The sequence below is a fragment of the Sphingobacterium puteale genome, from assembly GCF_003627955.1.
Classification (GTDB): domain Bacteria; phylum Bacteroidota; class Bacteroidia; order Sphingobacteriales; family Sphingobacteriaceae; genus Sphingobacterium; species Sphingobacterium puteale.
The window spans coordinates 149,160-163,506 of record NZ_RBWS01000007.1; the positions used below are offsets into that span (position 1 = coordinate 149,160).

8 protein-coding genes are annotated in these 14,347 nt (G+C 43.3%); 7 read left to right on the forward strand and 1 reads right to left on the reverse strand.

Features of this window, described 5'->3' with window-relative positions:
* Position 1: 1 nt before the first annotated feature.
* Entirely contained in the window at positions 2 to 3,118 is a 3,117-nt protein-coding gene (locus D7322_RS09880; protein WP_121123736.1) for a SusC/RagA family TonB-linked outer membrane protein, read from the reverse strand.
* A 375-nt stretch (positions 3,119 to 3,493) separates the two neighbouring features.
* Here D7322_RS09880 and D7322_RS09885 point away from each other — a divergent pair, with 375 nt between their 5' ends.
* The 7 genes from D7322_RS09885 to D7322_RS09915 all read left to right on the forward strand — a co-directional run bounded on the left by D7322_RS09885 (position 3,494) and on the right by D7322_RS09915 (position 14,303).
* Entirely contained in the window at positions 3,494 to 5,017 is a 1,524-nt protein-coding gene (locus tag D7322_RS09885) for a PQQ-dependent sugar dehydrogenase (protein ID WP_245971308.1), read from the forward strand.
* 4 nt (positions 5,018 to 5,021) lie between these two features.
* Positions 5,022 to 6,254, forward strand: a complete 1,233-nt coding sequence (locus tag D7322_RS09890) for an Nramp family divalent metal transporter (RefSeq protein ID WP_121123741.1) — start codon at positions 5,022 to 5,024, stop codon at positions 6,252 to 6,254.
* 7 nt (positions 6,255 to 6,261) lie between these two features.
* Positions 6,262 to 7,284: an NAD-dependent epimerase/dehydratase family protein gene (locus tag D7322_RS09895; RefSeq protein WP_121123743.1), complete on the forward strand. Its 1,023-nt coding sequence runs from the start codon at positions 6,262 to 6,264 to the stop codon at positions 7,282 to 7,284.
* An 18-nt stretch (positions 7,285 to 7,302) separates the two neighbouring features.
* Positions 7,303 to 8,361: a dihydrodipicolinate synthase family protein gene (locus D7322_RS09900; protein WP_121123744.1), complete on the forward strand. Its 1,059-nt coding sequence runs from the start codon at positions 7,303 to 7,305 to the stop codon at positions 8,359 to 8,361.
* A 32-nt stretch (positions 8,362 to 8,393) separates the two neighbouring features.
* On the forward strand, positions 8,394 to 11,462 hold the full coding sequence (locus D7322_RS09905; RefSeq protein ID WP_121123746.1) for a SusC/RagA family TonB-linked outer membrane protein: 3,069 nt from the start codon (positions 8,394 to 8,396) through the stop codon (positions 11,460 to 11,462).
* A gap of 19 nt (positions 11,463 to 11,481) precedes the next feature.
* On the forward strand, positions 11,482 to 12,957 hold the full coding sequence (locus D7322_RS09910) for a RagB/SusD family nutrient uptake outer membrane protein (protein ID WP_121123749.1): 1,476 nt from the start codon (positions 11,482 to 11,484) through the stop codon (positions 12,955 to 12,957).
* A 146-nt stretch (positions 12,958 to 13,103) separates the two neighbouring features.
* Positions 13,104 to 14,303, forward strand: a complete 1,200-nt coding sequence (locus D7322_RS09915) for an MFS transporter (protein WP_121123751.1) — start codon at positions 13,104 to 13,106, stop codon at positions 14,301 to 14,303.
* Positions 14,304 to 14,347 lie beyond the last annotated feature (44 nt).

Below are 14,347 nucleotides of genomic sequence, written 5' to 3' on the forward strand. Positions count from 1 at the left end.
CTTAAAATGTTACATTTAAACCAACTACCCATTGTTTCATTAAGGGATAAGAGACACTGGCGTTTTCTGGATTATAACCTTTAAACTTTGTGAATGTAAAGTAATTCTCCAGATTAGCGAATACGCGCAATCTATCCACTTTAAATTTCGCCGAAGCCTCTTTTGGCAGCGCATAACCCAGCTGTAGCGATTTTATTCTCAAAAACGAGGTATTCTGCAGCCAGTAGTCACTGTATACGGTATTTAAAGCACTGCCTGAAGTACGCAATCGCGGATATTCGGTAGAATGGTTTTCAGGTGTCCAGCGATTTAATATTTCCGCATTCTGCAAGAAACCTTCATTGATGTTGAAGGTATTAAAACCATCATTACCCCAATATTGCTTCACACCACCAACACCCTGGGCAACGACGTTCAGATCAAAACCTTTGTAACCCGCATTCACACTCAGTCCGTAGGTAACTTTAGGCAATCCTGAGTAATTCTTGACAACCCTATCCTCCTCGTTGAAGACTTTATCACCGTTCACATCTTTGTACAACATATCCCCCGGCTTAGGCTCCCCACCCACATACGTCCCAAAAGTATAACCATCTGCCTTCAATTGATCAATTTCACTTTGATCCTGTATAATCCGATCAAATTCAAGCATATAAAAACTATTGAAAGGCTTTCCTTCCATCGTAATATAACTTTCATTGATTGATCTATTGCCGTTGAACTTAATCACTTTATTATTCAGGAAGGACAGGTTACCATTCAGACCATAAGACCAATCTGCACCTATTTTCCCAAAATACCCAAGCTGAAGATCAACTCCTCTATTACGCATCTCGGCAATATTCTGCCAAGGCGGCGAGAAGTTACCCATAACCATCGGAATAGGAATCTTCGTCAGGATATCTGAGGTGTTACGATCAAAATATTCTGCGCTAAAATTCAACCTGTTATTTAATAAGGCAAGATCCAAACCGATATTAGCGATCGTTGTCGTTTCCCACTTAATTTTGCTGTTCGCAATTTCCTTTGGCGCCACCCCTTGCTTCAACTGACCACCGAATGGATACAGATAGGAACCGTATACGACTTGATAAGTATAATCGCCGATTCTATTATTCCCCAATCTGCCCCATGAACCACGAATTTTAATTTCATCAAATACAGCTTTCAAAGGCTGGGCAAACTCTTCCTCCGTTACACGCCAGCCCGCTGAAAAGGATGGAAAGAAACCCCATCTATTCTCCTTTGCAAATCGGGAAGAACCGTCATAGCGTGCATTTGCTTCAAATAAATATTTCCCTTTAAAATCATAATTCAAACGGCCAAAATAAGACTGGAGAGCATCATCTGTTCCGGAACCATTAATCGCTTCAAGGTTTGCCCCCGCATCCAGAATATAGATCGCATCATCCCCCAATATATCATTCTTTTTTGCATCAAATTTGTCCATACGGTTATACTGCTGATCAAAACCCAGCAATACCGCCAAATGATGATTTTCCGCAATTGTTTCACGGTACCGCAACAAGGTATTCAGCACTGTTGTATAATTACGGATGCTACCATTGAACAAACTACTTACGCTTGGCTTTTTTTGATATTCCAATCCAGTCTGTAAGTTCCACAAGGCGTAAGGCCGCACATATTCCCAATTCCGGTTATTATTGTAATTAAAACCAAAACTACTTTCCCACTCCAGATTTTCCATAAAATTCACGACACTAAAAAACTTAAGCCCAAGCTTTTGCCTTTCGTAGTCACCCCGAATATTATCTACATAAGCTCTTGGATTAGCCCCCTGAGGCAGCCCGGGGAACATCTCCCCTCCATAACGGCCGTCCTCATACCGTGGCACGACCCCCGGCGTCGTATTACGTATCGCTCCAAAAAAGCTATTCACATCCAGAGGCTGCCGGTTTGACCAGGTACCAAAAACATTTCCGCCCAACGTCAAGATATTCTTGATCTTCGTATCGGCATTGATCCGAAAATCATATTTTTTGTAACCAGAATTATCCACTACTCCTTTATTATCCAGAAAACCCAAAGACATGGCAAAGTTTCCTTTTTTTCCGCCGCCACGAACAGCCAGCGTATGCTCAGTTAACGGCGAGGTATTCAGCATTTCCTTGTACCAATCTGTATTTGGATATAACGGATTACCCGCTGCCGACTCCTTTCTCCAGGTATCAATTAACTCAGCACTATATTTTTCGCGCCCTTCCGACTCATTAACAAGCTCCATATGAGTTGCCATATCGGTTATAAAATCAATATTTTTAGCCACTTGCTGGCGCCCGAAGTACCCATTATAGGTCACTGTAAAGTCTTCTCCCTTTCCGCGCTTGGTAGTGACCAATATAACACCATTCGCAGCCCGGGAACCATATATTGCAGCCGATGACGCATCCTTCAAAACAGATATGCTTTCCACATCATTGGGATTGACATCATTCAACGCACCGGGCACCCCGTCAATGACAACCAAAGGAGACGCATCATTCATTGTCCCCTTACCACGAATCAACAGATCAAATCCTTCCGCACCGGGACTACCGGAGGTCTGCGCAATATTAAGTCCGGAAGCCTTACCTACCAATGCGGAAGCCAAATTCATATTTGGCCGGCTCACCGTTGACTCATCAAACCTAACACTGGAAACAGACCCCGTAAGGGTCTCTTTCTTCTGCTTACCATAACCGACGACAACGACTTCATCAAGGGTACTTTCATTCGTTTCAAGCACCACAGCCTGCACATCCCTTGCCGAGGCGACCTTTGTACTAAAACCGATCAGACGAAACTGAATCTGATCCGAAGAAGATCCGTTCACTTTGAACCGCCCCTCCTGATCTGTCACTGTAACAGAGGAATTTTTAAGGTTGCGCACCTCCACCCCGGCCAATGGCTGACCTTTTGCATCGAGCACTTGCCCAACGATCTGCTGTTGAAAATTTGCTGCGCCCCCGGCCGAATTAAGAACGCGTTGAACGGGAATCTTTTCCACGTGAGGAAAAGACGGAACAGTGGCAAATGCACCCATTGAAATAAAAGGCAGTCCAACCAAAAGACATTTCCTGTTTATCACATCCCGGATTTTAATCTGTTTTAGTATCATGAATACTCAGGTTAAAGTGGTTAAATAAATGATTTATAAGCTCTTCAGTTTATTGGTATTTTAAAGAAGCAGCATTTCGTTTTATAATTTTACAATGACTTCGCTTCTATATTTCATCATAGTGAATACAATAATATATAATTTTTGTATACAATTCAATATTTTTTTTACTTTTTTACAAAACAGCCGTCTTAATAAATACAGATAAACCTAATAAAATCATCTATAGAATTAACTAACAACAACACTAAATCGAATTTAGCAATGCACATCCAATAATTTTGTATACAAATTACATTATTTTTTGTATATTTATTTTTAATAAACTAATTTTGACATAACCAGATAAATCAAAAAAGTAACCATTGACCGACAATGAAACAACAAATAAACTGTGTTTGGCCATTGCTATTGATGTTCTTTCTATCTTCCTGTTCTACACGGAACGAAAAGGAGACAACGATAGTCAATAGCATCCAACTTGAAAACAGCATACTTTCTTTATCCAAGGAAGCCGTTGGCCTGCAGGTTCCATGGGATTTACAATACGACCATGTAAATCAGGCTATCTTATTTTCGGAAATCGGCGGAAGTATCCGAAGGTTGGATATACAAACAAAAAAAATCACTTTAGTTGATAGCCTAAAAGACGTCTACCATCAGCGTACGCTCGGGCTATTAGGCATGTCTTTGTATCAGCCTGAAAACGAACAGGCTTATCTCTATCTTTCCTATACCAGTAAAAGAGACAGTCTTATTTTTTCAAATTTATACCGCTACGATTACAGTGCCGATGGCAGACTGTCCAACCCAAAACTCCTGTTACAGATACCTGGCAATACCGGACATAACGGTTCGCGCGTCATTGTATCTTCTGACAAGAAAGTTTATTGGGCGACAGGCGATGCAGCAAGCGATACCTTTGCACAGGATAGCACTTCGTTAAATGGAAAGATCTTGCGGTTAAACCTGGATGGTACGGTCCCTTCGGATAATCCGATGGCAAACAGCTATGTATATGCCTGGGGTTTTCGTAATATGCAGGGACTTACCCATAACAATAAAGGTACGATCTACAGCTCCGAACATGGGGATGCCATTGAAGATGAGATTAATCTTATCCAGCCCCTTAAAAATTATGGCTGGCCGCAAATTGAAGGTATGATTGATACCGAAAAGGAGAAAGCCATAGCCAAGCTAAGCCCTCGAACTGAACCCATAAAATCGTGGACCCCAGTCGTTGCCCCATCCGGAATGGCTTATTATGGTGCCGCAACCATCCCTGAATGGCAGAACAGCTTGATTTTAGCAACGCTAAAAAACCAGTCCTTACGGATTCTGAAATTATCAGCCGATGGCAAAAAGATAACCGATGAAAAAGTCTTATTTAAAGATCAGCTTGGCCGCTTGCGTTCAGTATTGGTTTTACCCAATGGCGATATCTATTTCTGTTCGAGCAACCGTGACTGGAATCCGCAAAAAGGATTTCCGAAGCCAGATGACGATGTTATTTATCGGCTTCGCCTTTCAGACAAGGCGGTCGCTCCCATCCTTAAGCCACAAACTGCCAACGCTATCGCGCCGACCGTAAAAAACGGGCAAACATTATACGATTCCTATTGTGCTTCCTGTCACAAATCTGACGGTAAGGGACTGACAAATACATTTCCGCCATTAACACAGTCAGCCACGGTCATTGGTGAGCCCAAAACACTATTAAAGCTGCTTTTACATGGACTGAATGGTCAGTCGATCAATGGGGTCAACTATGAGGGTGCAATGCCAGCATTTTCGTTTCTCAAAGACGAGGAGGTCATCGCGGTTGCAAATTATATTCGAACTCATTTTGGGAATAATGCCTCTAAAATCAACCAACAGAACTTAACCTCATTACGCTAAATTTATGGAACAGCAACAAGCTCCCAAACGCTCCTTATTCAAGAACTGGTTATCCATCCTGGGACCGGGGGTCATTACTGCGGCACTGGTTTTCGGCCCGAGTAAAATGACCATTACATCAAAAATGGGTGCCGATTACGGTTTTTCCCTCCTTTGGGTCGTCGTTGTCGCCATCTGTTTTATGACAGTTTTCACCAATATGGCGGCACGCATCGGCATCGCCCGTGACGAATCCCTCCTCACTTTAATCCGAAATAAATTCGGGAAAACTATATCCATTGTTATTGGCATCGGCATTTTTCTCGTCGCCACCTGCTTCCAATCGGGCAACGCCACCGGGGTGTCTATTTCCATTTCGGAGGCAACAGGGACAAATCCGCAATTTTGGATTATTGTGTTCAATGTGATCGGTATTCTGCTACTCTTCTTTAAATCATTCTACGCACTACTGGAAAAATTAATGCTGGCATTGATTATTCTTATGCTCTTTGCCTTTCTTTCAACAGCAATCATGATTGAGACACCTTTAGGCGACTTTCTTAAAGGATTTGTACCGGGTATTCCCCCTGGCTCAGTCGGCCTGATCATTGCTTTTACGGCTTCCTGTTTTTCAATTGTGGGCGCTTTCTATCAGAGCTATCTCGTACAATCCCGGCGCAAATTATCCGGCGATCAGCAGACAACCCAAAGGCAGCTCATGGGAAGCCGGATCGGTATCATTATCCTTGGCATTATGAGTGCCGCCGTGATGGTATGTGCCGCGAACACACTCCATCCTCAGGGCATCAAACTGAGTTCGGCTGCTGAAATGGGTCGAGCGCTGGAGCCGCTTTTAGGAACTTATGCTTCGCACCTCTTTTTCGTCGGACTGTTTGGAGCCTCTTTTTCGTCCTTAATCGGAAACGCCGTCCTCGGCGGATCATTACTCGGTGATACCTTTGGTTATGGCAATAACCTGAACCATCCGAAAGTCAAGCTGTTCATTTCCATGGTTATGATTTTTGGTTCTGTCATTGCCCTTATCTTCGGAAACCTACCCTTGGAACTAATTGTTTTTGCGCAAAGTATCACCATTTTCCTTGTCCCTTTTATTGGTATTATCCTATTTCTTATCGCCAACGATAAGGAGATCATGGGCGATCTCCGAAACAAACCATTGACGAAATTGTGGGCCATCCTGGGACTTGTATTGCTCGTCGCCCTAGCTATCAGTAATTTTTACAATTTAATCAAATAAATCAGCTATGAACAACAACACTTTAGCAGCATTAGAGCAACAGATACTCGCGCCATCGGCGGAGCTCATTGAAGACATAAAAAAAATCCAGGGGGATATTCTATTCTTAGGAATCGGCGGAAAAATGGGACCAAGTATGGCTAAATTGGCTATCCGGGCGATTGAGGCTGCTGGCATTGAAAAAAAAGTTATTGGCGTATCGCGCTTTTCAACAAAAGAGTTACAGCAGGAATTAGAAGATATCGGTATCTCGACCATTGCCTGCGACCTATTGGATCCTAATCAGCTCAAACAGCTACCGCAGGTCCCCAATGTTATTTACCTGGCTGGGCATAAATTCGGTACAACCGGAAATGAGGACTTCACCTGGGCGATGAACACCTACCTCCCCGGAATGGTAGCCTCCCATTTCGAAAAATCCAATATTGTCGCCTTTTCATCGGGCAATGTACTTCCTTTTGTGCCCATCAATCGTGCCGGAGTTTCTGAAGAGACTACACCGGAACCTGTGGGTGAATACGCACAATCCTGCTTGGGCCGAGAGCGCATTTTCGAATATTTTGCCAAGAAAAACCATACGCCGACCCTTATCTATAGACTAAACTACGCTGTCGATTTTCGCTATGGCGTATTGGTTGAAATAGCAAAAGCTGTCAAGGAGCAATTGCCCATAGACCTGACAACCGAAAACGTGAATGTAATCTGGCAAGGGGATGCGAATGAAATTGCTTTAAGATCCTTATTGCACTGCCAGACTCCTGCCAAAATATTAAATGTCACCGGTCCCGAAATCCTATCTATACGTTGGATTGCTGAGCGATTTGGCGAACATTTCAACAGCACACCAGTATTTATAAACCAAGCCGCAGGAACTGCCTTGCTCAACAATGCCTCTGAATGCCATCGTCTATTTGGCTATCCAAAAACGACCATTCGGGAAGCTATTGCTATTACGGCACACTGGTTAATGAACGGCGGTGAGCTCTGGAACAAAGACACCCATTTTCAAGAAAGAAAAGGGAAATTCTAAAGAAAAACAATTATTCCAATGAAAAAATTAGACGCTAATTTACAACAACATCTCCAGGCCGGCACGGTCATCCCCGCCCATCCCCTGGCTCTTCATGAGGATCGTAGTATAGATGAGGAGTCTCAACGTCTTTTGACAAAATATTATATCGCGAGCGGAGCTGGAGGAATCGCCGTCGCCGTACATTCTACCCAGTTCGAAATTCGTGATCCAAAAATCAACTTATTCGAAACTGTTTTAAAATGGGCCAGCGAAGAGGTGGACAAGGCACAGCTTCAACGCCCCTTCCTTAAGATTGCAGGCATCTGCGGGCCTACTGAGCAAGCGATACAGGAAGCAAACACGGCGCTTAAATATGGTTATGATATTGGCTTATTAAGTATGGGCGGGCTCAATGGATGGACAGAAAAGGCTATACTTGATCGGGTACGCGCAATTGCCGCTGTCATTCCGGTATTTGGATTCTATCTTCAACCCTCGGTGGGCGGGCGTATTTTTTCCTATTCTTTTTGGCAGGAGTTTGTCGAAATAGAAAATGTTGTTGCCATCAAATGTGCTTCTTTTAATCGTTACCAAACACTGGATGTCATGCGTGCGCTCGCAAATTCAAATCGTAGTGATCAAATCGCCATGTATACAGGCAATGATGACAATATCGTCAATGACTTAATGACCACCTATCAATTTCCAGTGAACGGAAAGATCGTTGAGATTGATTTTAAAGGAGGATTACTGGGGCATTGGGCCGTGTGGACGCAAAAAGCAGTAACGCTTCTGGATGAAATTAAAGCCTACAAATGTAATCCTGATAATCAGACAGCAAGTCACCTTTTAAGCAAAGCCATTGCAATAACAGACAGTAATGCTGCATTTTTTGATCCGGCAAATGCTTTTCACGGTTGTATACCGGGGCTCCATGAAGTCCTTACGCGCCAAGGCTTGATGAAAGGTACCTGGTGTATCAATCCAAAGGAGCAACTATCGCCGGGGCAAAAAGAGGAAATTGACCGTGTGTACAGCGATTATCCAGAACTAAACGACGATGCATTCGTGCAAAATTTCTTAGGTCGAAGATAACAGTTACTACGTACTACTTTACAAACTAAATTATGGCAAAATTAACCAATATCTCCTGCCTTTTGCTCTGCGCAACATGTGGCGCTAGCCCACTCTTTTCAGTAGCCCAACAAGCAATGACCTATAATGGTTTGGTCAAGGATAAGCAGCTTAATGTAGGCCTAGCTGGAGCTACCATAAGAACCTCCAGCGGAAAGTACACTTCAACAGATAACGAAGGAAAATTTCAGCTCCTGACATCACCGGGGGATTCTCTGACCATCACCTCTGTGGGGTATGATAGCTACCGGGTAGCCCTGACCAGTACTCCAACGCTTATTATCCCCCTAGTCAAGTCGGCAACCCAGTTGGAAGAAACCGTTGTCATTGGCTATGGTTCGATCAAAAAAAGTTCTCTAACCGCCTCGGTATCAAAAATTGAAAATAAAAATTTGGACCAGGTTCCAAGCGCAAGGCCGGAGACCGCACTTCAGGGTAGATTACCTGGATTAAATATCTCGCAGACCCGAAGTACCCCGGGTGCCGCTCCCGTCATACGTATTCGCGGTATAGGCTCAATTTCTGCTGGAAATGATCCGCTTCTGGTCGTTGACGGATTCCCTGGGGCGAGCTGGTCCAATATCAATGCAAATGACATTGAATCCATCGAAGTACTGAAAGATGCATCAGCGGCATCAATATATGGGTCGCGTGCTTCTGGCGGGGTCATCATCATTACCACAAGAACAGGGAAAGCGGGCAAGCCCGTGGTACGTGCAAATGTCCTGGCGGGATGGTCACAACCTATCCTGCATGACGATTTTATGAACAGCCAAGAGTATTATGAAACCATTATCAAATATCAGAATCGCGAATACTTTTATGTAGGTGGTGATACCAGCCTCCCACTGTGGGGGGACTCACGACGCCCTGCAGGCTACCAGGTGAATCCGGATATACTGAATGGTAACGACGTCAACTGGCAAAATGCAGTGACCAAAAATGCGCCTTTTCAAAGTTATGATCTTTCCGTAACCGGGGGTACTGAACAGAGTAAATATTACCTCTCTGCAGTTTATAAAGACCAACAGGGAACTCTATTAAACACCTTTTTCAAGAGTTATGGCATGCGAGCTTCCGTAGACACGAAGATCAACGAACGGTTCCAGATCGGTGCAATGCTCAACCCAACCTATCAGTCAGCTCGCACCTCCCCATTGACAATGGACTCCTACAATAAATACCCACCATTTGTTGCGATCCAAAATCCGGATGGAAGCTACCCTAAAGCACGGGACTATTGGGGCTTCAACGTATCCTCACAAGCCAACCCAATGGGAATCTTGATGGGAACCAATAATCAGGGACAGACACTCAGTGCATTGGGCAATATCTATGCCGTCTACAAAATCCTCGATGGCCTGACATTGAAAACGACCCTGAATGCAAATATGTTTTACAACAATACGGACAAGTTTCAAGCTTCTTGGGCATCCAATACCGGACTTTCCTCGGGCAGTGCCGCAGATTCCCGCATCATCACGCTGCTCAATGAAAACACGTTAAATTATAACAGAACGTTTGCCCAACATCATGATGTTTCTTTAATGGCAGGCGCTTCTTACCAAAAAGCTACAAGCCGAAATATCAATTTACTGGCCGTCAACGGAACATTCAACAACAATATAATTGAAACATTAAATAATGCTTTGATCAATCCCAACGGAAGCAATACCTTAAAATCCGTCTGGGGAATGATTTCTTATTTTGGACGTGCAAATTACGCGTATAAAGAAAAATACTTACTCTCTGCCTCCATCCGTACAGACGGTTCGTCGCGGTTCGGACCCGATAACAAATGGGGGCTATTTCCCTCAGCATCCGCAGCCTGGCGGATTAGCAAAGAAAATTTTATGCTGGACCAAGAGCTGATCTCCGATTTTAAATTGCGTGCAAGTCTGGGAAATTCAGGCAATATGAACATTGGCGATTTCGCTTATTTAGGCTTGGTCACTGGGGGATTATATACAGTAAATGATCAAACACAGAACTGGTTAGCACAAAGCAGTTTCGGCAATAACAAACTAAGCTGGGAAAAAACCAATGAGTTTGACCTTGGTATTGACCTGTCGTTTTGGACAAATCGACTTTCAATCACCGCCGACTACTACCGTAAACGTACAAAAAACCTGCTCTACCAAGTCTCCATACCCAGTACAACCGGCTTCACCAGCTCACTATCCAATATTGGCGAAATCGAAAACAAAGGCTTCGAATTTGATCTGAACAGCAAAAATCTCATTGGCAAATTGAAATGGAACACAAATTTCAACTTCTCATTCAACCGTAACAAAGTGATTAATCTGGGCGGTGTCAATGAAAGGATGACGTCCATTTCCTATGGTATGAACTGGCTACTTCGCGTGGGCGAGCCGATGTTTTCCTACTACGGATATAAACATATTGGCGTTTTCCAGCGTGAGGAACAACTAAACAGTTTACCGAAACTGACAGGTGAAAAGCTTGGTAATCCCATTTATGAAGATATCAATAAAGATGGCAAAATAACAGCTGACGACCGTAGCATCCTTGGTAACTTTATGCCCAAAAGTTACTGGGGGATGACCAATGCATTTTCTTACCGCAACTTCGATCTTTCTTTCACCCTGCAGGCCGTAATCGGATCAAAAATGTACAATTTCGAGAATCAGTTTTATCAGGGTTCTGTATTGGGGAATATGAGAAAGTCGCTGGTTGCCGGCTCTTGGTGGTCGCCACAAGAACCCGGCGATGGCCATACTCCAGCCTTGTCTCTGAGCCAACTAAGTTTTAATGCCAATTCGGACCTTTACATCGAAGATGCCTCTTTTTTGGCTTTGCGTAATATCAATTTTGGGTACACTTTCCCGACAGATTTATCTTCAAAAATGGGCATAAAGAGCCTTCGGCTATTTACCTCGGTAAACAATGCTTTCTTATTGACAAAAAAAGGTTTTCACGCCTACAACCCCGAAGGTTATACGGGTGGTGAAGTCGGCGGTATCAGCAGTACGCCCGGTTATAATGTGGGCTCTGAACCCATAAGCCGTGTGTACACCTTTGGATTAAATCTCAGTTTTTAATTATTAATGTGTGCCTATCATGAAATTAAACATAACAATCCTGCTACTGGCTTCAAGTTTGCTGTTCGGCAGCTGTACGGATGAATTATTGAACACAATTCCGCCATCATCACTTACAGACATCAATTATTACAATGATGCCAACGATATGGAAAAAGCCGTCCTCGGTATTTATGCTAAAATGCAAAGCCGAAAGCCAAATGATTATCAGTTGCTGGAGCTTTCTTCCGATAATTTATATGGATCAACCAATACCGGTTTTGCGGGCATTCCTGAAATAGATGCATTGGCCATCTCTCCGAACAATCCTATCCTGACCGCTTTCTGGCAGGAAAGCTATGCGGGAATTTTTAGGGCCAATGCCGTAATTTCGAATATAGACAAACCTAAAGATTATACTGAGAGCAAAAAAAATCAGCATCTGGGCGAAGCTAAGTTTATGCGGGCTTTATTTTATTTTGATCTGGTCCGAACTTTTGGTGCTGTTCCTAAAGTACTTACAGCATTGTCGATTGACGAAGCCAGACAGTATAAAAGAAGTGCTACGGAAGCGATTTACGATCAAATCATTCAGGACCTGAACGATGCAATTGAAAAACTTCCATTAAAATCAGCTTTATCCAGAAATCGGGCAAGCAAGGAAGCAGCTCTTGCACTGCTTGGTAAAGTATATGTGGCAAAAAAAGACTGGACGAACGCCGAGACCGTGTTGCGACAATTTTTCACCAGTTATGGAGATAATTATATGCTGGTCGCTGACTATAATCAGTTGTGGTCACTGGAAAACGAGAACAATAGTGAGGTTCTTTTCAGCATTGGCTATACCGACGGTACCAACGGTCAAGACCTGTCCACAGCATTTGTTCCCAATGGCGGAATTTATAATCTGGTGTCCCGTGGTTCTGAGGTTGCTCTCCCCTCCTGGAGTCTACATAAGAAGATTCAGGCTGATGATACACGTCTTCGCAAGACGGTTGAATCAAATTATTTTTCCGCAGTATCAGGCGGACAAAATGCTATCTATTTTCCATATGCCTCCAAATTTATTGTCAAACACACGGCATTGGCAGCGGGATTGGATCTTCCCGTTCTTCGATTGGCCGATGTCATTTTATTGTATGCAGAAGCGCTGAATGAAAACGGCAAACTTGGCGATGCAATAACACAGCTCAATAAAATACGTCAAAGGGCATTCGGAAGTCAAAATCATAACTACAGCATCGATCAGCTGACACAAAAAGACCAATTTGTTACCGCACTGCTCGATGAACGACAGATCGAGCTAGCCTTTGAATGCGAACGGTGGTACGATCTGGTCCGTCAAGGAAAAATGACGGCAGTGATGAAGGTCGAAGAACGTAATTACAATCCTTCCTCGCAGATCGCTCAGAAAGTCACGTTATCCCCCAAAGATTATATGCATCTTTTCCCGATTCCACAAACAGAAATCGATCTGGTCGGAAAGACCATCCTTGAGCAGAATCCAGGCTATTAAAACGCATATATAGCAATGTTGGTCATCACCAGCATTGCTATATTATAAGTTTGCCGCACAGGCTGTTTGATTTTCACAATAATTTGTTTGAATTCTATATATTTTGTTTCCATTAATGGAATTATTTTTGTCGACAAATTATCAAGATGGAAAAAAACACTAAACCCAGACAATCTTTTATTCCGACGATACTGGCTTTTGCACTTGTTCCAATAACAGGGCTTGCTACCGACATCTATCTCCCTTCAATGCCACAAATGGCTCTGGAACTCGGTCTCAGCGAAGGTCATATCCAGTTAACGCTTTCATTGTTCCTAATCAGTTATGGTGTCGCACAATTCTTCACTGGCGCGCTTGTAGATGCGTGGGGACGATATAAAACTAATCTGATTTCATTGTTTCTATTTATCCTTAGTTTTTGGATAACCGCAACCACACATAATATCTGGGTCATTTACGGCATGCGTATTTTGCAGGGTATTCTTTCTGCATTCGTCGTCATTTCCAAACGGGCTTACTTTGTCGATGTGTACGAGGGCGAGCAGCGCAAACATTACCTCAGTATTATGACCATCGTCTGGTCAATCGGGCCTATTATTGCTCCCTTTATTGGCGGATACCTGCAAACACAGTTTGGATGGCGGTCTAATTTTATGGTTCTTGCCGTTTATAGTGCTATCCTTTTTGTGCTGGAATTGATCTTCTCTGGAGAGACGATCAAACAAAGAAAACCATTGCACATCAGCTATCTTATCGGCGAATTTAAAATGATGTTAAAGACAAATGACTTCACCTTCGGCGTATTGATGTGCGGGATATCTTATGGACTTGTTATGTTTTATAACCTTAGTGGTCCATTTTTCATCGAACACCAACTGGGTTACGGGGCAATCACGACAGGGTATACATCACTTATCATGGGATTGGCCTGGATGTGCGGAGGCTTTATTGGAAAAGCGTTGATCAAAAGAGCCCTCCTCCCCAAATTGCGAATTGCTAATTTCATTCAGATCATCTTGGTGTTAGTCATGATTGTGGTCTCTCCTTATATAGCAAATTTATATACGTTGACATTCTTCGCGTTTGCCATCCATTGCACGGCCGGATTTATATTTAATAACTATTTCAGTTATTGTCTGGGCAGATTTCCATTGTCTGCCGGGATTGCGGGCGGATTAGTCGGGGGAATTACCTACCTGGTCACATCCTCCCTAAGTTATGGCACCGTCAGCCTGGTCAACCCTTCGTCTCAGCTTGAAATCGGACTGGGCTATGCCTTATTTGCGGTACTGGGCTTGTTCACTCTTCTTTTCATTAGTAAGCTAGCTAAAACGAATAGGCTGTAATATAAACAGATAAAACTACACTGTAGATTTTAAGCCACACATTC

Coding starts and splice junctions, on each gene's coding strand:
- D7322_RS09905 (WP_121123746.1), top strand. CDS start 8,394: ATGGCAAAATTAACCAATATCTCCTGCCTTTTGCTCTGCGCAACATGT.
- D7322_RS09895 (WP_121123743.1), top strand. CDS start 6,262: ATGAACAACAACACTTTAGCAGCATTAGAGCAACAGATACTCGCGCCA.
- D7322_RS09890 (WP_121123741.1), top strand. CDS start 5,022: ATGGAACAGCAACAAGCTCCCAAACGCTCCTTATTCAAGAACTGGTTA.
- D7322_RS09910 (WP_121123749.1), top strand. CDS start 11,482: ATGAAATTAAACATAACAATCCTGCTACTGGCTTCAAGTTTGCTGTTC.
- D7322_RS09915 (WP_121123751.1), top strand. CDS start 13,104: ATGGAAAAAAACACTAAACCCAGACAATCTTTTATTCCGACGATACTG.
- D7322_RS09900 (WP_121123744.1), top strand. CDS start 7,303: ATGAAAAAATTAGACGCTAATTTACAACAACATCTCCAGGCCGGCACG.
- D7322_RS09885 (WP_245971308.1), top strand. CDS start 3,494: ATGAAACAACAAATAAACTGTGTTTGGCCATTGCTATTGATGTTCTTT.
- D7322_RS09880 (WP_121123736.1), bottom strand. CDS start 3,118: ATGATACTAAAACAGATTAAAATCCGGGATGTGATAAACAGGAAATGT.